This is a genomic window from Shinella sp. M27 (genome assembly GCF_049199905.1).
Taxonomy (GTDB): Bacteria; Pseudomonadota; Alphaproteobacteria; order Rhizobiales; family Rhizobiaceae; genus Shinella.
Map to the genome: position 1 here is coordinate 69528 of NZ_JBLZPK010000027.1, position 21276 is coordinate 90803.

The window sequence follows — 21276 nt, forward strand, 5'->3', positions numbered from 1 at the left end:
CCTCTCTCACGCCTCGATCTGTACATCCCCGATCGGCCGCGAGCAGCAGGCGAGGATGTAGCCTTCCTCGATCTCGTCATCGAGAATGCCGCCATTATGGTGCATCTCGACTTCACCCGAGACCTTCATGACCCGGCAGGTGCCGCAGAGGCCACCCTCGCAGGCGGCGCCGATGCGCACGCCGGCGGCGCGGGCTGTCTGCAGGATCGTCTGGCCGGGCGGGCATTGGGCATCCTTGCCGGCCATGGTGAAGGTGACGGTCGAGATGGCGTTGACGTCGGCCGCTTGTTCGCCGGCACCGGCACGGATGGCGATCTCTTCCGGCGCGGGCGCATTGGCCGGCTGGAAGCTTTCCTCGTGGTAACGGTTCATGTCGAAGCCGCAGACTTTCAACATGTCCTTGACGCCGCGCATGAAGGGTTCCGGGCCGCAGCAGAAGACGGTGCGCTCGCGGAAATCGGGCGCGAGCAGCGAGAGACGCGCGGCATCGATACGGCCGCGCAGACCGTGCCAGCCGTCGCGCGGATTGTGGCCTTCCACGACGAAGCCGAGCGCGAGGTTCGGCATCTGGGCGGCCAGACATTCGAGTTCCGGCTTGAACAGCAGGTCCTCCGGCTTACGGGCGCAGGAGACGAAGGCGACGTTGGATTGCGGCGCGCAATCCGCCATCCAACGCGTCATCGACATCATCGGCGTCACACCGGAGCCGGCCGAGATGAACAGGTATTTTTCCGCCGAATAGCGCACGAAGGAGAAATCGCCGAGCGGCCCGAAGGCCTTCAGCTTCATGCCGGGGCGTAGATGATCGAACATCCAGCGCGTGCCGATCGAGTTCTTCTGCGCCTTCACCGTCACGGCGACGGAGAAGGGCCGCGAGGGTGTCGAGGAGAGCGTGTAGGTGCGCATCACGGGCTCGTCCGGCGACACCGGCAGTTCCAGCGTGACGAACTGGCCCGGCAGATAGCGGAACCAGTTCTTCTGATCGGAACTGAAGGTGAAGGTCATCACGTCGGCCGTCTCCACGGTTGCCGCGATGCATTCCAAGAGGTTATGGCGATCATGCCAGGGGTGAAGTTCGTCGAAATGGCGGAAATGGCTCGAAATCGTCATGTCAGGCCACCCGCGACATCGGTTGCTTGTTGTCCAGCCGGTCGATCATGAAATTCGAATACCATTCGACGAACTGCATGACGCCGCCCTCGTCCTCCGGGGAATAGGGGCCGGGCTGGTAAGCCGGCGAGCGAATGCCGAAGGCGTTTTCCTCGACGATCTGGCGGTCCTGGTCGTTGGTCTCGGTCCAGACATGGGTGAGCTCGTCGAGCCGGTAATCGGCACCCTCGACGGCATCCTTGTTGACCAGCCACTTGGTCGTGACCTGCGTCAGCTCCGGGCCGAGCGGCAGGACGCGGAAGGTAATAGCATGATCGGCCAGCACATGGTTCCACGTCGTCGGATAGTGGAAGAGCAGCAGCGTGCCGATACCGCTTTCCGAGACGTCGTTCGACAGCGGGCGCTGGACGGCGCGCGCACCGGACATGGTGTAGCTCTCGGCATCCTGGATGAGCGGCATGCGGGCCGCGCGGAACTGGCCGGTCGGCGACATCCGGAATTCACTCGGCAGGCCGGAGGCCTCGCATTTCGCCCAATGCGCGGCGATAACGGGATCGTCCTTAGCACCCTGCACGCCCGTCGCCGTCGGCGCTTCCGGATAGGTGCGGCAGAGTTCGGGATGGTTGGCGGCGCAGTGATAGCACTCGCGGTTGTTTTCCCAGACGAGCTTCCAGTTGCCCTTCTCGATGATCGTGCTCTCGAAGGCGACCTTGGTTTCGCCGAGCCGGTGGCGCGCAAGATAGGGTTCGGCAGTGGCACGGAAGGCGGAGAAATCCGGGGCCTCGTCGGCGAGGCAGATGAAGATGTAGCCGCCGAGGGTCTCGCAATGGATCGGTTTCAGGCTGTGCTGCGTCCTGTCGAAATCCTCAGCCATGTGGCGGGCAAAAAGCAGCGAGCCGTCGAGCTCGTAGGTCCACTGGTGATAGGGACAGACGAGCTTGGCCGAGGTGCCCTTGTGCTGGGTGCAGACACGCGAGCCGCGGTGGCGGCAGGAATTGTGCAGCGCGCGGATCGTGCCCGAGCGGTCGCGGGTGATGACGACGGGATAATCGCCGACCTGCACAGTGAAATAGTTGCCGGCCTTAGGGATTTCGCAGTCATGGCCGATGAACAGCCAGTCGCGATACCAGATCGTCTCCATGTCGAGCTTGTAGTGGTCGGGGTCGATGTAGAAGGCCTGTTCGAGGCTGTGGCCTTCACGCCGGTTCTTGAGCTTGCGGAGCACGTCGCTGCGGATATCCATGGCAATCCTCATAGGTCCAGTTTGGGGATGAGGCGCACGGAGGAGACGGCATCCAGGCGTGAAAACGCCCGGCGTGCACGCTTCCCGGCCGCCCGCCGCAGCCAGTCACGATCTTTTCTCCAGGCTGGTTTCCGGGCTGAGGAGTGGCCATGCAGGACAGAGCCTGCGACCGACACGGCGCCTTCCCAGACTTCCGTCCAGTGGCTTTTTGCCGCTTTTGCTCCAACACCGTTGCGGGGGCAGCGCCGGATTTCAACCGGCTTCCCAATTCTTCGCCCTCCCTAGAAGGCGACACCTTGAGTGTCTTTATCTAACCGCAAGAATCGCCGGCCGACATGTCAAAAAACGACGCGCCTTCATGATTTGACGACAATCAAAAAATGAGTGAGCCGCTTCTATCTCTGATATTTATCGATATATATCAATATAATATGCCTTTTAATCGCACGAATTGGCGCGAGAATGGGCACGGGGATGAGCAAAGCGGCAGCTTGTCATATTGCGACCATCGAAACCGCCCTGCAAGGATTGAGGGTCCGGACGGAAAGGAATGCTTAACGGCGTTTCCATAAACTTCCGCCATCAGGGCGTGCGCGCAAAGCGCCACGCGAGCAGGGAGTGCTGGGCGTGCAGCAACAGCAGACGAAGTTTCGCTATTACGACGCCGTCGCCTACAAGCGCGAGAACCCGCCGAAATCCGCCGTGCACACGGAATTCCTGCGCACCGGCCGCATCGACCGCACCCCCGACAACTGGAGCCCGAGCGAAAAGCGCTACCTCTCCTATGCCGAGGTGGCCGAACGCACCGGCCGCAAGCTGGAACGCGCCGGCACCGTTACCCACGACCGCATCAACGGTTTTCACCGCTCGATCCAGTTCCCGAAACTGATCTTCCACCGCACGCTTACGGAAACGCCGCACCTCGGCTATTGCCACATCACGGTGGCCAATTCGAGTTTCGCGGATTTCCAGAACGTGCAATGGGCCTTCTACATGGCCAATTTCTTTGCCGAAATCGGCGAGGAAGAGCAGTTCTTCGCCGGCATTTCGAAAAAGCAGAGCCGCATGTATTTCGCCGTCGCCATCACGCCGACGGACCACGAAGGCCGCCTGACGATCGATCGCAAGGTGCGCGGCAACGGCGTGATCTTCCGCACGGATGATCCCAAGCTCGCCATGAAGAACGTACTGATGCTCGGCGCCCGCAACGAGGCGCTGCGCAAGATCATCAGCGCGCTTTAAGTTTCCCGAACGCAATTCCGGACGCAAACCCGCTTCACCCTTTTGCTGGAACGGCTTCTCACGCCCTGTACAGCATCCACTCCTTGCCCGCCGGCACCTCGTCGCCGCGGCCGTAGACGACGATCTGGTCGCCGCCGGAGGCCTTGGCTTCAAGGAGAGCCCGCTCGCAGGCCGAGGACAGGTCGAGCGCGCTGTCGGCGCGATCCGACATGCAGACACCGGCCGACAGGGTAAGATGGCCGAGATTGCGGTTGGTGCGCGGATCGCGCAGCGCCACCGTCTGGAAGGCGGCGCGCAGCAGATCGATCAGCCGCTCCACCTCCCCCTCATCCGAAGTGTTGAACAGGAAACCGAAGCGCAGGCCGTCGAAACGCACGGCGAGGTCGTTTGACGGGAAGGCCTGGCGGATCAGGCCGCCGTAGAAGGTCACGAGATGGTCGGACAGCGCCTCTATCTGGGCCGGCGAGAAGCGGCGTTCGGCGTCCACTTCCGCCACGACGACGCCGCAGAGCATCGGCAGGGAGGGGTTCGCATAGACGCGGGCGAGCGCCTTGTTGAAGGCGCGGCGATTGCCGAGCTTGGTCGGCGGATCGACGAATTTCATCGCCTCGAATTCCACCATCTCCTTCTGGATGCCGTCCATCGTGGCCGATTGCGCCGCAACTTTTTCCGCCATCTCCGCCGTGTGGGTGACGCGCTGCTCGGTGGCGCGCTGCAACGCTTCGAGCGAGCTGCCGAGCGCACCACCGACGCTGCCGATCACCTGCGAGGCCTCGCCGATCAGGCGGCCGTAGTCGTTCAGCGAGGAGCGCTCCTGGCTGAGCAGGTCCATGAAATTGCTCATCTCGTTGCTGATCGCGCCGGCGGAGCGCTGCAGCACGCTCGCCTCGTGCTGGTGCGGCAGGTATTTCCGGCCCAGTTCATCGAGGGCGGCCTGGGTCTTGTATTTGCCGAGTGCGATGAAGTCGCGCACGAGATCCGGATTGCTGCCGGCATAGGCCTCGTAGACCAGTTCGTAATTGCGCGGCAGGCCGTCTATGCCCATCTGCTTCATGGCCGTTGCAACGCGCAAGGCGACGTCGGTGGTCGAGGATTTCCTGTTAGCCATTCAGATGCGGACCTGCTTGCGGGACTTTTCACCCTGACCGTAACAGCCCAGTCTTTCGGCCGATCTAATCCGGCCGTTCGAATTTTAGCCATCCGCCGAACTCTTGGCATTTGCCGGCAAAGGCCTGTAAAGGAAGCGGCAAAGACGGAAGGGCGAGATGGCTGATATCGTTGACACGCGCACGGATGCGGAGGAAGCGCTGGCGCGCGCCACCGAAACGCTCGGCCGCGGCGTGCCGGTCGCCATTCCCACCGAGACGGTCTACGGCCTTGCCGCCGATGCCACCAATCCGCTCGCCATCACCCGCATCTATGACATGAAGGGCCGGCCGCGCTTCAATCCGCTGATCTGCCATATGGCCGATCTCGCCATGGCGGAAAAACACGCGGTCTTCGACCCGCTGTCGCGCAGGATCGCCGAGGCCTTCTGGCCGGGGCCGCTGACGCTGGTTCTGCCGATCCGGCCGGAGAGCGCCATCCATCCGCTGGCGCGCGCCGGGCTCGATACTGTCGGCATCCGCATTCCCAAGGGGTTTGCCAGCCGGCTGCTCGCCGCCTTCGGCAAGCCGCTCGCCGCGCCCAGCGCTAACACATCCGGCCGCATCAGCCCGACCACGGCCCGCCATGTCGCCGACGATTTCGGCGCGAAGCTGGAGCTGGTCCTCGATGGCGGGCCGGCGGTCGTCGGGCTCGAATCGACGATTATCAAGGTCGAGGGCGGGACGATCCGCCTGCTGAGGCCCGGCGGGCTGGACGCAGCCGACATCGAGCGCGTCACCGGCCTGCCCGTTCTGCGCAACGAGACGGCCGGCGCGACCATCGAGGCACCCGGCATGCTCGCCTCGCATTATGCGCCCGATGCGCCGGTGCGGCTCGATGCCAGCGACGTGCGGCCGGGCGAAGTGCTGATCCGCTTCGGGGGCACGCCGCTTCCCGGCGAGGCGCAAGCGGCGCTGGTGCTCGACCTCAGCCCTTCCGGCGACCTTGCCGAAGCCGCCGCCAATCTCTTCGGCTACATGAAGCAGGCGGATGCGGCGGGCGGCAGTGCAATCGCCTTTTCGCCCATTCCCGCCACGGGCCTCGGCGAGGCGATCAACGACCGTTTGCAGAGGGCCGCCGCCCCGCGCGGATAAGAATGGAGACGACCATGGTTGCGGCAACACTTCCCCCCGAACTCATCGCCCGCTTCGCCACAATCACCGGTCCGGCCCATGCGCTGGTCGATGACAAGGACATCGCGCCCTATCTCGTCGAAAGCCGCGGGCTTTACCATGGCACCTCGCCGCTGGTGCTGCGGCCCGGCTCGGTGGAAGAAGTCTCGGCCATCCTGGCGCTTGCCACGGAAACCGGCACGGCCATCGTGCCGCAGGGCGGCAATACCGGCCATGTCGGCGGCAGCGTGCCGCGTGAGGGCATGGCGGATGTCGTGCTGTCGCTCTCCCGTCTCAACCGCATCCGCGACGTCGATCCGGTCGGCAATGTCATCGTCGCCGATGGCGGCGCGGTGCTGGCGGAGATCCAGAAGGCCGCGGAAGACGTCGACCGGCTCTTCCCGCTGTCGCTCGGCTCGGAGGGCACCTGCCAGATCGGCGGCAACCTTTCCACCAATGCCGGCGGTACTGCGGTGCTCGCCTATGGCAATATGCGCCAGCTGTGCCTCGGCCTCGAGGTCGTGCTGCCGACCGGCGAAGTCTGGAACGGCCTGCGCCGCCTCAAGAAGGACAATACCGGCTACGACCTGCGTGATCTCTTCATCGGCGCGGAGGGTTCGCTCGGCGTCATCACCGGGGCGGTGCTGAAACTCTTTCCGCGCCCGCTCGGTCATGAAGTGGCCTTTGCCGGGCTGAAATCCGTTGAGAATGCCCTCGCCCTCTTCGAGCGTGCGTCCAGCCGCTGCGGCACGGCGCTGACCGGCTTCGAGCTGATGCCGCGCCTCGGCGTCGATTTCACCACGCGGCATATTCCCGGCGTGCGCGATCCGCTCGCCACCCGGCATGACTGGTATGTGCTGATCGATATCTCCACTTCGGACGCCGCCGAGACGGCGCGCCGCATGATGGAGGCGCTGCTGGCCGAAGGCATCGAGGCGGGGCTGGTCGAAAATGCCGTGATCGCCTCCAGCGAGGAGCAGCGCAAGGCGCTCTGGCATATGCGCGAAAGCATGTCGCCGGCCCAGAAGCCGGAGGGCGGCTCGATCAAGCACGATGTCTCCGTGCCGGTCTCCTCCATTCCGGCTTTCATGGCGGAAGCCGATGCGGCCGTGATGGCGGCGATGCCAGGCGCGCGCATCTGCTCCTTCGGCCATATGGGTGACGGCAACATCCACTACAACATCTCGCAGCCCGTCGGCGCCGACAAGCAGGCCTTCCTCGGCCGCTGGCGCGAGATCAATCATCTCGTGCACGGCATCGTCTTGAAATACAACGGCTCGATCTCCGCCGAGCACGGCATCGGCCAGCTGAAGCGCGACGAACTTGCGGCAGTGCGCACGCCGATCGAGATGGACCTGATGCGAAGGGTCAAGCAAGCCTTCGACCCGGCCGGCATCATGAACCCCGGCAAGGTCGTCGCGATCTGAACCTTAACCGCCGGTGCGCAGCTGCGCGAGCGACATCATCGTGTCGGCGCTGATGCTGGCGGAGCCGGAACTGGTCAGCACCGACAAAGCGGGATCGTCAGTCGACTGGTTGTCGAGATCGTAGAGCACCGAGAACTTGGTGATCATCTTGGCGACCTTTTCCGGGTCCTGCAAATCTTCGAGCTTCAGGTAGCGCTTGACCATGTCGGCCTGCGCGTCGATGTCGGCGCTGCCCACCTCGTCCGGCAGCTGGAAGAGCGTCTTGAACACCTGGAACAGCGCGTCGTCGGCCAGAACGTCGTAGGCGCTGGAGATCGTGCCGGCCTTGCGCTCGAAATAGAGCGCGAGGCGCACACCGGCATTGTCGTTGCCCGCCTCTTCTTCCATCTGCTGGCGCACATAGTTGTCGATCGTCTCGTAGATGCCGCGCCGCGACTGGATCTGCGCGTCGTCGGGCTGCTGGACCTTGCCCTCGGCGTTGAAATTGAACGAGGCGACGATCTTGCGATAGGCGCGGTCGCTCTGCTGGTTAACGAAGCTCTTGGGATCGTCGAGGTCGGAGGCGAAAATCTTCTTCAGGAAGGTGTTATCGACACTCTTGGGGTCGATATCGTTGGCTTCGAGTACGAAATTGACGAGGCGCTTGTCGGCCAGCAGTTCATCGACGGATTCGATCTTCTGCATCTGGACGGAGTAATATTTCGCCTCGTCCTGCGCCTTCGTCTTGTCGTCGTCCGTTCCGAAACGGGATTTTTCCACCACATAGGCGCGCGAAGTGACGATGATCTCGGCCTCGGATTGCGCCAGCTTCGGCGCGCTGATATTGCCCTTCGCATCGAAATTGAACGCCTTGGCAAGCTCGACGTAACGCTCGTCCTTGAGCTGATACACATAGCTCTTGGGATCGTTGAGGTCGCTCTTCAGCACGTTCTTGATCGTCAGGGCGGAAACCTTCGTCGGATCGAGGCCGAAGGCTTTCAACGCGAAGTCGTAAACAGACGCCTCGCCGACGAAGTCCGCCACCGTCTTGACGGCACTGATCTGGCTCTTGAAGCGCTTGATGGCGGTCGCATCCGCCTCGTCGTCCTTGTCGTTGTAGGTGTTCATATAGGCGCCGCCCGTGACCGCGGTCTGCGCGGCCGTCTGGGCGGTATCGCCGGCCGCAAGCGTGCCGTCCTCCTGGAAATTGAAGGCGTTGCGCAGGGCAAAATACTTCGCCTTGTCCTCGGCGCCGAACATATTGATGTAGCTCGACGTGTCGCTCGGGTCCGCACTGCTCGTCAGAATGTTGGTGATGGTCGAGCTGACGACCGAGAGCTTGTCGAGCCCGAAAGCCGTCTTGACGTAGCTCAGCATGCGCGGATCGCTGACAAGCTCACTGACGCTCGTGACGGAGCCGATCTTCTCCTCGAAATAGGCCCGGTTGAGCAGCGCCGCAGCCGAGGTCACGCGCGGATTGGAGAGCGTGTAGCGCTCGTTCGTCGTCGCCTTCTGGCCGGCATCCTGAACGGTGCCGGCCGTGGCCGTGCCGTCCGTGTTGAAATTATAGGCCTCCGCCAGCGTACGGTATTTCTCAACGCCCGTGATGACGGCGTTCTGCCTGGTGATCTCGGCCTTGAGCTGGGCGATGCGCGCGGCATTGGTGGCGTTGTTCGTCAGCATCGAAAGCTCGTCCGCCGCCGTCTGGATCGCCGCCACGGCCGCCGTCTTCTTCGTCTCGAACTGCGTGTTGAAGAAGCTTGCGGGATCGTTGAGATCGCTCGTCAGCACGCCGCGGACGGTCGCACGCGAATAGGTGTCCGGGTCGATGCCGTAGGACGTGAACATGTAGTTGCGCAGGCGATCATTGTTGAGGAATTGATCGACATTGGTCGTGCTGTCGATGACGATATTGTAGTAGCGCGTCTCTTCCTTGATGGCGTCGCCGGCATTGTTGGCGGTGGCGGTGTAGAGGCCGATCGTCTCGTCGAGCTGCACTTCGGTCTGCGCCGACGCGGTCGAGTCGGCGAAGCTGAAGGCGGCGGCGAAGTTGCGGTAGCGCTCGTCCGTCAGGCTGTTGGCGAAGCTCGCGCTGTCCGTCAGGTCGCTGTCCAGCACCTTTTTCATGAAGGCCTTGGCGTAGGTCATCTCCTCGAGACCGAAGGCTTTCACGGCGTAGGAATAGAGCCGGTAGTCGTCGAGGAACGCGTCGACCGAGGTGACCTTGCCGATGTTTTCCTTGTAATATTCTGCGTCGCGGGCATTCGTCGTCTCGGCCGCCGTCCGGTTCAGCGACTTCAACATGTCCTTCGCGATGAGGTTGTAGCTCGTATAGGTCGACAACATCGAGGCACTCTTCCTTCGGATCATACGCAGGCCGATTATACCGCATTCTCGCGCGCGTGGCTTGTCCGGGCCTTGTCCGGGCCTTTCTCCGCAACGGTTCAAATGCCCCGGACGATGTTCACGTCTCCTAAACCGTAGCCCGTGCGGTTTTGATAACCATCAGAAAGCGCAAAGTTTTTTTAACCGCGATTTTTAAGCGACGAGGAAGGGGCCACGCCTATTCTCGCCCTCAGAGGACGAAAAGTCCCGATGAGAAGACCGGACACCGGCTCTCAAGGAAAACAAGGGCGAAAGACATGCTGAATACCGTTTCCAAGCCGGCCTGGGCCGGCACCACGCTCCGGCTCGATCCCAAGCGCTTCCCGCAGGCGGTGACCTTCGAGCTGCGCAGCGAGGGAACCGATGCCACCATCACGCTGGACGAACGCGGCGCCGTGCTGCGCAAGGTCCTGCCGTCGAGCGGCCTGCCGCTCTCGATTGCGCTTCCGGCCCGCGCCTTCAAGGGTGTGGCCGCCCGCGCCATCGACCATGGCAACGGCGACGTGACCGTGACGCTGGAACTGCACCATGACGATCCGGATCTCTGCATCCCGCTGCTGGTGGCGCACGATCTCTGCGACATCGCCGCCGACTGGCGTAGCTGGGCGGAAGCCTACCGCATTCCCATGCTGATGGTGGAAGCCGACGGTGTCGCCCGCCCGCTCGACGACCACCTGACCGGCGCGAACCGGCCGGCCATGCCGCGCCGCCGCCACTCCTATTTCGCAGACCGCCGCCCGCGCTTCCTCGTCCGCCGCACGACGGGCAAGCTCGGCGTCCAGATGAAGATCGACGGACGGGAGATTATCGCCCGCCGTTGAGCATGCCGATACCGTGAGCCCTTGGGGCGTCTGCGCTTTCCTCCAGTCGCGACGACGCCCTTTCCCTTCGGTCCTTCCGAACGCGACCGCCTCGCGTCAGAGAATGGCCCCAAAGCCGGCCGTCCCCTGCGGCCGGCTTTTTTCGTGCCCTGTTCCCTCCGGAACACTTTTCACGCCCGCCGCGTGGGAAAGAGCGTTCAACACGAGCGGCCGAAGCCGCAGCGAACGCAAGGGACACGATCACATGGCAAAGCTCTTCACCACCCTCCTCGTCCAGATCCGCAAGGCCGATGCCGCCCTCATCGAGCGCGGCCGCCCGCCGCGCCGCGGTTTTGAATTGGCCGTGCATCCCGCAACCCTGCGGCGGCTCGAAGAACGCAGCGCGACCGGTGCGCGGGCGCCGCGCTATCGGTAAATCAGGGCTTCGAACGCCCTGCTTTCCCCGACATCTCGCCCGCAGCGGTTGACAACAGTCCGTGAAACAGCACATTGCACTCCGGTTTAAAAACGTCGGGAAGCCTCTTTATGTCGCGTGAACTTGGTACGGAACGGGAATTGCAAGCAACCAAGGCCGTCATCGGAGAATTGGCGAGACACCTCGACGTCAATATCTGCCTTGAGCTTTGGGACGGCACGATCATCCCGCTCGGCACCGGCGCCAAGGACGATATCCGTTTCGTCATCGCTTCCGCCAACGTGCTGCGCCGCCTGCTGCGCGCGCCGTCGCTGATCAGCGTGGCCGAACTCTATGCGACCGGCGATCTCGACATCGTCGGCGCCAACCCGGTCGATGCGATGCGCCGGGTCGATCACCTGCAATTCCTCTCGCTGCCGAAGAAGATCAACAAGGTGCGCATGCTGAAGATGGCGCTACCCATTCTTCTGAAGAGCTATTCCGTTTCCTCCTTCGTCAAGCGCTTCACCAAGACGGCGGCGGCGACGCCCTCCAGCGGCCGCAACGACAAGGAGATGATCGGCTTCCACTACGATCTCTCCAACGAATTCTACGAGCTCTTCCTCGACAAGGAGATGGTCTATTCCTCGGCCTATTTCCCCACACCGGATAGCTCGCTCGACGAAGCGCAGCTGAACAAGCTCGACCTCATCTGCCGCAAGCTCAGGCTCGCCCCCGGCGACAAGCTGTTCGACCCCGGCTGCGGCTGGGGTGGTCTCCTATGCTATGCCGCCCAGCATTACGGCGTCGAAGCCTATGGCACGACGCTGTCGGAAGAGCAGTTCGCCCATGTGAAGACCAAGGTCGCCAATATGGGCCTCGGCGACCGCGTGAAGGTGGAGCTGCGCGACTGCCGCAGCCTTGCCGACGACCAGGTCTTCGACAAGATCGCCCAGGTCGAGATGATCGAGCATGTCGGCATCGCCAACCACCAGGACTTCTACAAGTACCTGCGCAAGCACATGCGTCCGCGTGGCGTCTATTTCGGCCAGGCCAGCTTCCGCCGCAACACGGCGCGCCCGGAAGATTTCCCGCGGCTGACGCCCTATATGCAGTTCATCATCAAGTACATCTTCCCCGGTGGCGAGCTCGACCATATCGGCATGACCACCGGCGCGCTGGAACAAGCCGGCTTCGAAGTGCATGAAGTGGAAGCCGTGCGCGAGCATTTCGGCTACACGACCGAGCACTGGGTGCGCCGCCTCTACGACCGCAAGGAAGAGGGTGCCGCCCTCGTCGGCATGCCGCAGACCCGCATCTGGCTGCTCTATCTCTCGCTCTGCGCGCTGTCCTTCCACCGTGGAGCGCTCAACGCGTTCCAGGTCGTCGCCACCAGCCGCCGCTCCGGCGCCTCGGGCATCGGTTTCGATCGCACGACCGAGTATGGCGGCGCGCGCCGGATCGACGCGGACGTACCGGCAAGCGTTCTGAAGACCGCGTGATCAGTCGTCGCTAGGCGAACGGCAGCGCGGCGATCAGTCCGACAAACAGGATCAGACCGACGACCCCGTTAAACTTGAACAGCGCCAGGCACTGTTCGGGGTCGTCGATTTCCAGCGAACCGATCTGACGGGCGAGAAGCAGCGCCACGACGGCAAGGCCAAACCACGCGACAAACCCCACACCGGCCAGCCAGAAGGCGACGGCGATCATCGCGACCGTCAGGCCGTAGAGGCCCATCAGCCATTGCGCGGTCTTCTCGCCGAACAGGCGGGCGGTGGAGCGCACGCCGATCAGCGCGTCATCTTCCTTGTCCTGATGGGCGTAGATCGTGTCGTAGCCGATCGTCCAGGCGATGGCGGCGATGTAGAGCGCGACGGGTGCGGCGGCAAGCGTGCCGAACTCGGTTGCCCACCCCATCAGCGCGCCCCAGGAAAAGGCCATGCCGAGGAAGAATTGCGGCCAGTCGGTAAAGCGCTTGGCGAAGGGATAGATCGCGACGATGGCGAGCGAGGCGACGCCGAGCAGCATCGAGAAGGTGTTGAACTGCAGAAGCACGAGGAGGCCAACCAGCGCTTGCAGCACCATGAAGATCTTCGCCTGCTTGCGGCTAACGCGGCCCGATGGCAGCGGACGCGAGCGGGTGCGGGCCACCGCGTTGTCGATCTCATGGTCGACGAGGTCGTTATAGGTGCAGCCGGCGCCGCGCATCGCGACGGAGCCGACGAAGAACAGCAGGAGATGCCAGACGAGGCGCGCGCCGCTGAACGTGCCGGCGGAGGCCGCCACATTGGCCGCCAGCGCCGCCGACCAGAAGCACGGCAGCATCAGGAGCTGCCAGCCAATCGGCCGATCCCAGCGGGCGAGCTGGGCATAGGGCCAGAGGCCGCGCGGCAGGACGCGGTAGACCCAGTTCTGGGAGGGGGCGTCGGCGACGCGGCCGGTATCGGGGCGGTTTGAATCGGGTGTCTGGTTCATCATGCAGCCTAGATCGCAAGCGGCTTGACCGGGGTCAAGCCGCCACGAGGCCGCATGGTCTTACCGCAGCGTGAAATCGAAGCGATAGGTCGCCGAAAGGCCGATCAGGAACTGGTCGCGATCGCCGCGCTGCTTGACGAGGCTGGAATCCGCGGCCGGGCCGACGAGGCGCTTGTATTCGGCAAACGCACTGGTCTCGATCTTCTCGTTGACCTGCCAGGTGATCGCCGCCCCCGCGCCGACGGATTCGACGCCGCCGTTCGGATTGTAAGCAGCAAGACCGGACTCGGCGGTCTGGCTTGGCTTCACGCCGTAATAGGCGTTCATGTAATCCTTCGAGGCGAGCGTCATGCGCGGGCCGGCGGAGATGCGCACATCCGGGCGGACATCGACGAAGGCATCGGCCGAGAGATCCGCGACGACGCCGTGATGGCTGCGGATACCATGACGCACTTCGCCGCGCACGCGCAACCAGTCCGTCGGATAGGCCTCGGCGAAGGCACCGAGTTCACCGCCGAGCTTGACCGGCGTCAGGCCCTTGAGATCTTTGGAATCGTCTTCGTCGCGCGGCATGACCAGCTTGCCGGTGGCGCCGGCGCGGAAGCCGCCATTGTCGATCAGCGCGAAGGACGGATTGTCGTTGCGCGAGGAGAAGCGCACCGTGCTGCCGGCCTTGCCGAGCGAGATCATCGGCGTGACCTGGAAGAGATAGGACTTGGCGCCCTGATAGCGCGGTGCGGCAAAGCCGGCGGCGCCGACCTTCAGATACCAGTCACCGGACCAGAAATGCTCGCCGTCGCCAGCCAAGGCGGAAACGGGCGCAAGAATGAGGGCGGCCGCAGTCATTGCGGTCGGGATACGGATACGCAAAACACAATCCTCGCTTTGCCGGCAGACCCGCCGCGGGCCGCCGAAACCTTCGATTTCATTAGGAATAGCCGCGTTTCATTACCGTTTCGCTAACCATCTACCGGATGCCGACATCCGGAACGATTCGCAAGCGCCGACGTTCTCCCGACGACAGAAGGAGACATGTCATGACCGTCAGCACGATGGAACTGAAACTCAACGCGATCCGCAGCGACACCGGCCTTTCGCGCAAGGAGAAGATCGCAAAGCTGGAAAAGCTGCGCACCGAAGCCCGCGCCCTCCAGCGCGCCGCCACCGAAAGCGCCATGGTGGAGGACGACGGCTGGTACGAAGACGTGCACCTGATCGACACCGAACTGGAAAACCTAGGCCGCAGCGTGGAGGAAAAGGGCGCGGCTACCCTCTGACGCCCCGCAGCCCTTGATCTTTCGCCGCTTTGCCCTTAACCCGCCCTCACAACCAAGGACGGATCGAGGGTACGGGCATGAAGGTTCTGTTGATCGGATCGGGCGGACGCGAGCATGCACTCGCCTGGAAGCTGGCGCAGTCTCCGCTCCTCGACACGCTCTATGCGGCGCCCGGCAATCCCGGCATCGCAGAATGCGCCATACTCGTTTCGCTCGACATCGATGACCACGCCGCCGTCGTTTCTTTCTGCAAGGAAAACGGTGTCGGCTTCGTAGTCGTCGGCCCAGAAGCGCCGCTGGTGGCCGGCATTGCCGATGTGCTGCGCGCCGAAGGCATCGCCGTCTTCGGCCCGTCCGCCGCTGCCGCCCAGCTTGAGGGCTCCAAGGGCTTCACCAAGGATCTCTGCGCCAAATACGACATCCCGACCGGTGCTTACCAGCGCTTCACCGATGCCGCCGCAGCCAAGGCCTATATCCGGGCCGAAGGCGCACCCATTGTCATCAAGGCGGACGGGCTTGCGGCCGGCAAGGGCGTGACCGTGGCGATGACGCTCGACGAGGCGCTGGCCGCCGTCGACGACTGCTTCGACGGCGCTTTTGGCGCGGCCGGTGCGGAAGTGGTGGTCGAAGCCTTCCTCAATGGCGAGGAGGCGAGCTTCTTCTGCCTCTGCGACGGTGTGAACGCGCTGCCGCTCGCCTCAGCCCAGGACCACAAGCGTGTCGGCGACGGCGATACCGGCCCGAACACCGGCGGCATGGGCGCCTACTCCCCTGCTCCCGTCATGACGCAAGAAATGGTCGAGCGCACGATGAAGGAGATCATCGAGCCGACGATCCGCGGCATGGCGGCCGACGGCCATCCGTTCCAAGGCGTGCTCTTCGCCGGCCTGATGATCACTGCCAAAGGCCCCGAGCTCATCGAATACAATGTGCGTTTCGGCGATCCGGAATGCCAGGTGCTGATGATGCGCCTCGACAGCGACCTTCTGCCGATCCTGCATGCCGCCGCGATCGGCCGGCTCGACAAGGTTTCGGCCGAATGGCGTGACGCCCCGGCACTGACGGTCGTCATGGCCTCCAAGGGCTATCCGGCCGGCTATGAGAAGAACACGCCGATCCGGTCCATTCCCGCCGATGACGCCGCGACCAAGGTGTTTCATGCCGGCACAGCCTTGAAGGACGGCCAGCTGGTCGCGACCGGCGGGCGCGTGCTCAACGTGACAGCCGTGGCACCGACGGTGGCCGAGGCGCAGGCCGCGGCCTATCAGGCGCTCGACAAGGTCGAATGGGGCAACGGTTTCTGCCGGCGCGACATCGGCTGGCGTGCCGTCGCCCGCGAACAGGCCTAAGCGACCCAAGCGAAAAACGCACGATAGTTCAAAGTTTACCATTTCCCCTGACGGGACCGTAACCGGCGGACGCTATTCTCCTCTCAACCATGAGGGAGACCCTTTGATGCGCACCCTGCTGACCTTTGCCGCGTTGCTTGCCGCCGCCCCCGCTTTTGCCGGTTCGTTTGAGCCCGTCAGCGGCACGACGACGGCCGGAAGCATCGAAACCGTCAGCTGCGACGATTGCCCGGCGCTAAAGCCGAAGCGCGAAGCAAACACCTATCACGTCGATGCCATCGACCCCGGCACGCAGAAGGTCGAGATCCGCGAGGCCAATGGCGAGCGCAAGATCTACCGCACCGAAGCCTGGATGGGCGGCTCGCCCGTGCTCTTCGTCAGCAAGGCCCCGGCCGAGACGGTGCAGGCAGCGGATGCAGCAGCCCCTGCGGAAGAAGACACGACAATTGCTGTCGATGCCACCGCCAAGACGAGCGCGCTCGACAGCGGCGCCGCACGCGATGCGAAGACGGCCACCGTGGCCTCTTCACAGGAGTTTGATCCGGCAGGGTTTGAATTGCGGGTCAACTGACCCCATATTATCTAGACCCTGCCTCTCGGTCCCTCCAGACTGACAGGACTCCGCGCAAGCGGACGATGCGCCCCTGACCTCAAGCAGGGGCGTATTCGTGTCAGCCGATCGCATCCACGAGTTGATCGACCTCACGATCTGAATAGACGGCAATACCGTTGCGGCGCAGAAACGCCGCCGTCACCCCCTGCCCCGCATGTTTCCGGCCGGAAAACGAGCCGTCATAGACGAAGCCGGAACCGCAGGACGGGCTGCCATCGATGAGCAGCGCATGGCGGCAACCATTCTTACGCGCCACATCGAGCGCGATGCGCGCGCCGTCGATATAGGCGGCCGAGACATCCCCACCGGAGATTTCCAGCACCCGCGCGCGCCCGTCGAGCACGTCGTCGCCATCGAGACCGTTTTCGATTTCCGCCGGCGGACGCGGCACCTGGAAGCCGCCTGCCAGCTCCGGGCAAAGCGTCACCAGCCGCCCCTCCGCCTTCCAGCGCTCGACGGCATCGTGGATCAGTGGCTTGGCCGAGCCGTTGTAACGGACCGGCAGACCGGCAAGGCAGGCGCTGATGAGGATTTTCCCGGCCATCAGCGCCCGTCCCTTACCCCGTGATCTTGGAGAAGTCGGCAACCGTGCCGGTCGCCGAACGGATGGCGGCGAGAAGCGCGAGGCGGTTGGCGCGGATCGCCGGGTCCTCGTCGTTGACGAGCACGTCTGTGAAGAACTGATCGACCGGCCCACGCAGCGTCGACAGCGCCTCCATGGCCGAACGGAAGTCTTCCTTGGCGACGGCGGCGGCCGCATCCTTCGAGGCGCTTTCCACGGCGGCGTACAGCGCCTTTTCCGCATCGAGCAGCAGGAGGGCGGGCGAAACAGCACCATCGACGACGGTGCCCTTCTTCTCCTCAGCGGCGAGAAGCTGCGTGGCGCGCTTGGTGCCGGCGAGCAGGTTCTGGCCCTCTTCCGAGGTAATGAAGGCCGTCAGCGCCTCGACGCGGCGAGCGACCATCAGGAGATCGTCGGCCTCGGGCGTCAGCACGGCGTCGATGAGATCGTGGCGCGCGCCCATGTCGCGGAGATAGACTTTTAGGCGGTCGTGGAAGAAGGCGATGAGATCCGGGTCCTTCGCCACCGAAGCGAGCGGCAGGCGGACATTCTTTTCGAGCAGCATGCGGATGACGCCCAGCGCGGCACGGCGCAGCGCATAGGGATCCTTCGAGCCGGTGGGCTTTTCATCGATGGCCCAGAAACCGACCAGCGTATCCAGCTTGTCGGCGAGCGCCACGGTCAGGCCGACCTTTTCCGCAGGCAGACGGTCAGAGGGGCCGTTCGGCTTCCAATGATCCTCGATTGCGGCCGCGACGGCGGCGTCCTCGCCCTGCAACGCCGCATATTTGCGGCCCATAATGCCCTGCAGTTCCGGGAATTCGCCGACGGCTTCCGTGCGCAGGTCCGCCTTGGCGAGCACCACGGCGCGGTCGACAAGCGCGAGATCGGCACCGACGACGGGCGCGAGTTCGGCGGCGAGTTTGCGGATGCGTTCGACGCGTGCGCCCTGCGTGCCGAGCTTGGCGTGGAACGTCACGTTCAGCGCATCGAGCTTTGCCATGCGCTGGTCGAGCGGCTTGGCGAGATCGAGGTTGAATTTCGCAGCGGAAGCTTCGAGCGTTTCGAGATCGGGCAGGTTGCCCTGGTCGCGCAGCCAGAAATGTTTGGCGTCCGACAGGCGGGCGCGCACGACCTTGCCGTTGCCGTGCACGATCTCCTTGCCGCCGTCCTTCGCCTCGATATTGGAGACGAGGATGAAGTGGTTGGAGAGCGTTTCGGCGCCGGGCTTGCGGGTGACGAAGCATTTCTGGTTCGTCTTGATGGTGAGGCGGATGATCTCCGAGGGGATCGCCAGAAACTCTTCCTCGAAGGTGCCCATCAGCACCTGCGGCCATTCGACGAGACCGGAGACTTCTTCCAGCAGGCCCTCGTCCTCGACGAGTTCCAGGCCATTGGCGAAGGCAATGTTGTTGGCATCCGTCGCGATGATCTGCTTGCGACGCTCGGCATCGAGCACGACCTTGGCCTTTTCGAGGTTCGAGGCATAATCCTCGAAGCGGCGCACGGTGATGGCCTCGGGCGCATGGAAGCGGTGGCCATAGGTGACATTGCCGGCGACGATGCCGCCGACCTCGAAGGGCACGACGCGCGTCTCCTCGGTTTCCGAGCCGAAGGTGCAGACGATCGATTGCAGCGGGCGCACCCATTGCAGCGAGCCGGGCTTGGCCGAGCCGGCGCCGGAGCGCATCGGCTTCGGCCAGGGGAAATTCCTGATGATGCCGGGCATCACATCGGCGATGATCTCGTCTGCCGGGCGGCCGGGCTTGACGACATGGGCGACGTAGAAATCACCCTTCTTCGGATCCGAGTGAACATGCGCCTCGGAAATCGAGGACAGGCCGGCCTTGCGCAAAAAACCCTGGATCGCCTGCTCGGGGGCCGATGTTGCCGGGCCCTTGATATCCTCGCGCACATCGCTCGAGCGGGCATTGAGGCCGCGGATATCGAGCGTGAGGCGGCGCGGCGTCCAGTATTCGCGCGCGCCCTCATAGGTCAGGCCCGCCTCGACCAGCGCATCGGTCAGGAGCTTCTTCAGGTCGCCTGCCGCCTTGCGCTGCATGCGGGCGGGAATTTCCTCGGAGCGGAGTTCAAGCAGAAGATCGGGCATGGGCGTTCACAAACATCTGATTTTTCAACTGGTCGGGGACTTAGCAAGCCCCAGCGCAAATGTCATCCGCTCAATGCCGAAAAGTCTACCAGCCGCCCCCGCCGCCCCCGCCTCCGCCGCCACCGGAGGAGCCGCCGCCCGAGGAGAAGCCGGAGGACGAGCTTTTCGGCGGGTCGGGCAGCGAGGCGGTCATGGTGCCGGCCATCGAGCCGGCAAAACCGCCCATGCGATCGGAGAAACTGCCGGAGGAGAAACCGTCGCCGTGATACCAGACGGGCTGATAGCTCGCCGCCGCACCGGCAGCAGCCGCCGCCAGAAGCCAGCGATCGAAGGTCTCGGCCCAAGGCTTTTCCACGCCGAGCGCCACGGCATAGGGCAGAAGCTTCTCGAAATGGCTGGGCGACATGTCCGGCGCGCCGGCCATGTTCATGCGGTCCTTTTCGGCCAGCGTCAGATATTGCCGCAGCCCCTCGATGCCATCCATCATCCTGCGGCCGAGCGGGGTGGGCGCGCCCATCAGGAAGAAGAAGACGAGATTGGTGACGAGGATGCCGCAGAGCGCGGCGAGCAACGGCATCTGGCCATTCGCCGCCCCCGTCACGAAGAAGCCGACGGCGAGGCCGCCGAACACCGTGAGGAAGATGAAGCCGACGAAGGCGATGATGGCGACCGCGAAGATGCGCGCGCCGAGCGACCGCGCCTGCCGCAGGTTCTGGCCGAGCGCCACGGCGAAGATCGAGATGAAGACCGAGGCGAAGATGGGAACGACGACCAGCGCGATCCCTTCTTCCGGCAGCGAACCGAAGATGAGCAGTGCCGCCACGCAGACGAGCGACAGCAGCACACCGCCGATCGCCTGCGGCCAGTTGGCGATATAATATTTGCGGCGGTGCTCCCGCTCCATCGCCTCGCGGAAATCCTTGCCGAGCGTCTGCACGCGCTTGCCGTTGGATTTTTCGATGACGAAGAGGCTGCCCTCGGCGCGCAGCGACGACATCAGGGTCGCCTCCCCCGTCGGCAGCGGCCCGTCGATGGGCTTGGCCGTGCGGGTGACGGTGATGGAGTTGTTGAGGTCCTTGAGCTCGACCAACCCCTTGACCGCGAGGTTGAGGAAGGAGGCCGATACCGCCGTCCAGCCCTGCCCGCCGAACCCCTTCTCGTCGATATAATTGACGAGCGCCGGCGACAGGCCCTCGGGCGCATCCCAGCGCGGCACGACGACGCCGGCCGGCGGATCGCGGCCGACGGAGAGCCAGGCCCAGAGATAGTAGAAGACGACCAGGATCAAGCCGCCGAAGGCGAGGAAGAGGCTTTTGTTGTCCTGAAGGAACAGCAGGCGTTCCTCCGCCGCCGTCGGCTTGCTTATGCTGCCGGCCGGCATCTTCACGCCGATCGTCAGCCCTTCCATGACACCGAGCGGACGGGTCGTTTCGAACGTGGCCCGGTTGCCGCGATTTTCCGCCCGTGCGTTCTTGTCCGTCGCGCCGAGCGGGCCGGTAAAGTAGGTCAGTTCCTCTGCCTTCACGCCCTCCGGCAGGGTGACGGTCGCGGTCGCCTGACGGATCGGGAAGGCCCATTCCGTGCCGGTGACGTTCCAGAACAGCTCGTCATGGCTGTCGAAGAAGCGGATCTGCCGCGTCGTCTCGTAGGTCAGGCGGTAATCATGGTAGCCGGGATCGAGCAGCACATCGGCCGAGCCGAAATAAATGCGCACGCCGCGGCGGATGTTTTCCGTGTGATAGGGCTCGGGCTTACCGTCGCGCTCGACGCTCAGGATCTTGAAGCCGACTTGCAACTCCCGCCCGTTCGCGTCGACGAATGTCAGCGGAAAATCGCGGTAGATGCCGCGGCGGATCTGGTTGCCCTCGGCATAGACGCGGATTACCTCCGTCACCGTCAGCGTGCCGTTCTTCGCCACCTTGATATCGGAATCGTAGCGGTCGAAAAATTCCTCCGCCCGCGCCGCGCCACCGACGAGGACGAAGAAGCAGAGCGTCAGCAGCGCAGCAATCCGCGTCATCTAAAGCT

General features: G+C 63.9%; 18 protein-coding genes and 1 riboswitch. Of the genes, 9 read left to right on the top strand and 9 right to left on the bottom strand.

Going from position 1 to position 21276, the window contains the following annotated elements:
• Positions 1–6 precede the first annotated feature (6 nt).
• Together ACOZK4_RS10155 and ACOZK4_RS10160 are read right to left on the bottom strand one after the other, a co-directional pair.
• Positions 7–1110 carry a 2Fe-2S iron-sulfur cluster-binding protein gene (locus ACOZK4_RS10155; RefSeq protein ID WP_421591790.1) on the bottom strand — a complete coding sequence of 368 codons (1104 nt, stop codon included), beginning with the start codon at positions 1108–1110 and terminating at the stop codon, positions 7–9.
• 1 nt (position 1111) lies between these two features.
• Entirely contained in the window at positions 1112–2353 is a 1242-nt protein-coding gene (locus tag ACOZK4_RS10160; protein WP_421591791.1) for an aromatic ring-hydroxylating oxygenase subunit alpha, read from the bottom strand.
• 105 nt (positions 2354–2458) lie between these two features.
• A riboswitch (cobalamin riboswitch) is annotated at positions 2459–2667 on the bottom strand.
• A gap of 313 nt (positions 2668–2980) precedes the next feature.
• Here ACOZK4_RS10160 and ACOZK4_RS10165 point away from each other — a divergent pair.
• Entirely contained in the window at positions 2981–3595 is a 615-nt protein-coding gene (locus ACOZK4_RS10165) for a DUF6656 family protein (protein ID WP_421591792.1), read from the top strand.
• Positions 3596–3653: 58 nt separating this feature from the next.
• Here ACOZK4_RS10165 and ACOZK4_RS10170 read toward each other — a convergent pair whose 3' ends face one another.
• Positions 3654–4703 (bottom strand): diguanylate cyclase domain-containing protein, encoded by a 1050-nt coding sequence (locus ACOZK4_RS10170; RefSeq protein WP_421591793.1) that lies wholly within the window; start codon positions 4701–4703, stop codon positions 3654–3656.
• 157 nt (positions 4704–4860) lie between these two features.
• Between ACOZK4_RS10170 and ACOZK4_RS10175 the strand changes: the two genes are divergently transcribed.
• Both ACOZK4_RS10175 and ACOZK4_RS10180 read left to right on the top strand, forming a co-directional pair.
• Entirely contained in the window at positions 4861–5835 is a 975-nt protein-coding gene (locus ACOZK4_RS10175; protein ID WP_421591794.1) for an L-threonylcarbamoyladenylate synthase, read from the top strand.
• Positions 5836–5849: 14 nt separating this feature from the next.
• Complete coding sequence (locus ACOZK4_RS10180) at positions 5850–7280, top strand: FAD-binding oxidoreductase (RefSeq protein ID WP_421591795.1); 1431 nt, start codon at positions 5850–5852, stop codon at positions 7278–7280.
• 3 nt (positions 7281–7283) lie between these two features.
• On the opposite strand, the gene ACOZK4_RS10185 is transcribed toward ACOZK4_RS10180, so the two are convergent.
• Positions 7284–9605: a DUF1217 domain-containing protein gene (locus ACOZK4_RS10185; protein ID WP_421591796.1), complete on the bottom strand. Its 2322-nt coding sequence runs from the start codon at positions 9603–9605 to the stop codon at positions 7284–7286.
• A gap of 296 nt (positions 9606–9901) precedes the next feature.
• Here ACOZK4_RS10185 and ACOZK4_RS10190 point away from each other — a divergent pair, with 296 nt between their 5' ends.
• The 3 genes from ACOZK4_RS10190 to ACOZK4_RS10200 all read left to right on the top strand — a co-directional run bounded on the left by ACOZK4_RS10190 (position 9902) and on the right by ACOZK4_RS10200 (position 12361).
• A complete protein-coding gene (locus tag ACOZK4_RS10190; protein WP_421591797.1) occupies positions 9902–10465 on the top strand; it encodes a DUF6101 family protein in 564 nt (187 codons plus the stop codon).
• A gap of 244 nt (positions 10466–10709) precedes the next feature.
• Positions 10710–10880 carry a hypothetical protein gene (locus ACOZK4_RS10195; RefSeq protein WP_313531497.1) on the top strand — a complete coding sequence of 57 codons (171 nt, stop codon included), beginning with the start codon at positions 10710–10712 and terminating at the stop codon, positions 10878–10880.
• A 110-nt stretch (positions 10881–10990) separates the two neighbouring features.
• Entirely contained in the window at positions 10991–12361 is a 1371-nt protein-coding gene (locus tag ACOZK4_RS10200) for a class I SAM-dependent methyltransferase (RefSeq protein ID WP_421591798.1), read from the top strand.
• A 10-nt stretch (positions 12362–12371) separates the two neighbouring features.
• Here the strand turns inward: ACOZK4_RS10200 and ubiA are convergent, their stop codons facing one another.
• On the bottom strand, positions 12372–13337 hold the full coding sequence (gene ubiA / locus ACOZK4_RS10205; RefSeq protein WP_421591799.1) for a 4-hydroxybenzoate octaprenyltransferase: 966 nt from the start codon (positions 13335–13337) through the stop codon (positions 12372–12374).
• 60 nt (positions 13338–13397) lie between these two features.
• Positions 13398–14207: a MipA/OmpV family protein gene (locus tag ACOZK4_RS10210; RefSeq protein WP_421591800.1), complete on the bottom strand. Its 810-nt coding sequence runs from the start codon at positions 14205–14207 to the stop codon at positions 13398–13400.
• Between the two features lie 167 nt (positions 14208–14374).
• Between ACOZK4_RS10210 and ACOZK4_RS10215 the strand changes: the two genes are divergently transcribed.
• The 3 genes from ACOZK4_RS10215 to ACOZK4_RS10225 all read left to right on the top strand — a co-directional run bounded on the left by ACOZK4_RS10215 (position 14375) and on the right by ACOZK4_RS10225 (position 16534).
• Positions 14375–14614: a hypothetical protein gene (locus ACOZK4_RS10215; RefSeq protein ID WP_244760133.1), complete on the top strand. Its 240-nt coding sequence runs from the start codon at positions 14375–14377 to the stop codon at positions 14612–14614.
• A 77-nt stretch (positions 14615–14691) separates the two neighbouring features.
• On the top strand, positions 14692–15963 hold the full coding sequence (gene purD, locus ACOZK4_RS10220; RefSeq protein WP_421591801.1) for a phosphoribosylamine--glycine ligase: 1272 nt from the start codon (positions 14692–14694) through the stop codon (positions 15961–15963).
• 106 nt (positions 15964–16069) lie between these two features.
• Positions 16070–16534 (top strand): plant virulence effector HPE1-like domain-containing protein, encoded by a 465-nt coding sequence (locus tag ACOZK4_RS10225; protein ID WP_421591802.1) that lies wholly within the window; start codon positions 16070–16072, stop codon positions 16532–16534.
• A gap of 100 nt (positions 16535–16634) precedes the next feature.
• On the opposite strand, the gene ACOZK4_RS10230 is transcribed toward ACOZK4_RS10225, so the two are convergent.
• The 3 genes from ACOZK4_RS10230 to ACOZK4_RS10240 all read right to left on the bottom strand — a co-directional run bounded on the left by ACOZK4_RS10230 (position 16635) and on the right by ACOZK4_RS10240 (position 21268).
• The gene (locus ACOZK4_RS10230; protein ID WP_421591803.1) at positions 16635–17120 is read right to left on the bottom strand and encodes a DUF523 domain-containing protein; all 486 of its coding nucleotides are present in this window, start codon (positions 17118–17120) and stop codon (positions 16635–16637) included.
• 13 nt (positions 17121–17133) lie between these two features.
• On the bottom strand, positions 17134–19248 hold the full coding sequence (gene glyS / locus ACOZK4_RS10235; RefSeq protein ID WP_421591804.1) for a glycine--tRNA ligase subunit beta: 2115 nt from the start codon (positions 19246–19248) through the stop codon (positions 17134–17136).
• An 85-nt stretch (positions 19249–19333) separates the two neighbouring features.
• Positions 19334–21268 (bottom strand): DUF2207 domain-containing protein, encoded by a 1935-nt coding sequence (locus tag ACOZK4_RS10240; protein ID WP_421591805.1) that lies wholly within the window; start codon positions 21266–21268, stop codon positions 19334–19336.
• Positions 21269–21276 lie beyond the last annotated feature (8 nt).

What these genes read in the sequence shown, in the direction of transcription:
- ACOZK4_RS10230 (WP_421591803.1), bottom strand. Translation starts at nt 17,120, where the DNA reads ATGGCCGGGAAAATCCTCATCAGCGCCTGCCTTGCCGGTCTGCCGGTC.
- ACOZK4_RS10215 (WP_244760133.1), top strand. Translation starts at nt 14,375, where the DNA reads ATGACCGTCAGCACGATGGAACTGAAACTCAACGCGATCCGCAGCGAC.
- ACOZK4_RS10160 (WP_421591791.1), bottom strand. Translation starts at nt 2,353, where the DNA reads ATGGATATCCGCAGCGACGTGCTCCGCAAGCTCAAGAACCGGCGTGAA.
- ACOZK4_RS10190 (WP_421591797.1), top strand. Translation starts at nt 9,902, where the DNA reads ATGCTGAATACCGTTTCCAAGCCGGCCTGGGCCGGCACCACGCTCCGG.
- ACOZK4_RS10200 (WP_421591798.1), top strand. Translation starts at nt 10,991, where the DNA reads ATGTCGCGTGAACTTGGTACGGAACGGGAATTGCAAGCAACCAAGGCC.
- ACOZK4_RS10225 (WP_421591802.1), top strand. Translation starts at nt 16,070, where the DNA reads ATGCGCACCCTGCTGACCTTTGCCGCGTTGCTTGCCGCCGCCCCCGCT.
- ACOZK4_RS10185 (WP_421591796.1), bottom strand. Translation starts at nt 9,605, where the DNA reads ATGTTGTCGACCTATACGAGCTACAACCTCATCGCGAAGGACATGTTG.
- ubiA (WP_421591799.1), bottom strand. Translation starts at nt 13,337, where the DNA reads ATGAACCAGACACCCGATTCAAACCGCCCCGATACCGGCCGCGTCGCC.
- ACOZK4_RS10170 (WP_421591793.1), bottom strand. Translation starts at nt 4,703, where the DNA reads ATGGCTAACAGGAAATCCTCGACCACCGACGTCGCCTTGCGCGTTGCA.
- purD (WP_421591801.1), top strand. Translation starts at nt 14,692, where the DNA reads ATGAAGGTTCTGTTGATCGGATCGGGCGGACGCGAGCATGCACTCGCC.
- glyS (WP_421591804.1), bottom strand. Translation starts at nt 19,248, where the DNA reads ATGCCCGATCTTCTGCTTGAACTCCGCTCCGAGGAAATTCCCGCCCGC.
- ACOZK4_RS10175 (WP_421591794.1), top strand. Translation starts at nt 4,861, where the DNA reads ATGGCTGATATCGTTGACACGCGCACGGATGCGGAGGAAGCGCTGGCG.
- ACOZK4_RS10155 (WP_421591790.1), bottom strand. Translation starts at nt 1,110, where the DNA reads ATGACGATTTCGAGCCATTTCCGCCATTTCGACGAACTTCACCCCTGG.
- ACOZK4_RS10240 (WP_421591805.1), bottom strand. Translation starts at nt 21,268, where the DNA reads ATGACGCGGATTGCTGCGCTGCTGACGCTCTGCTTCTTCGTCCTCGTC.
- ACOZK4_RS10180 (WP_421591795.1), top strand. Translation starts at nt 5,850, where the DNA reads ATGGTTGCGGCAACACTTCCCCCCGAACTCATCGCCCGCTTCGCCACA.
- ACOZK4_RS10195 (WP_313531497.1), top strand. Translation starts at nt 10,710, where the DNA reads ATGGCAAAGCTCTTCACCACCCTCCTCGTCCAGATCCGCAAGGCCGAT.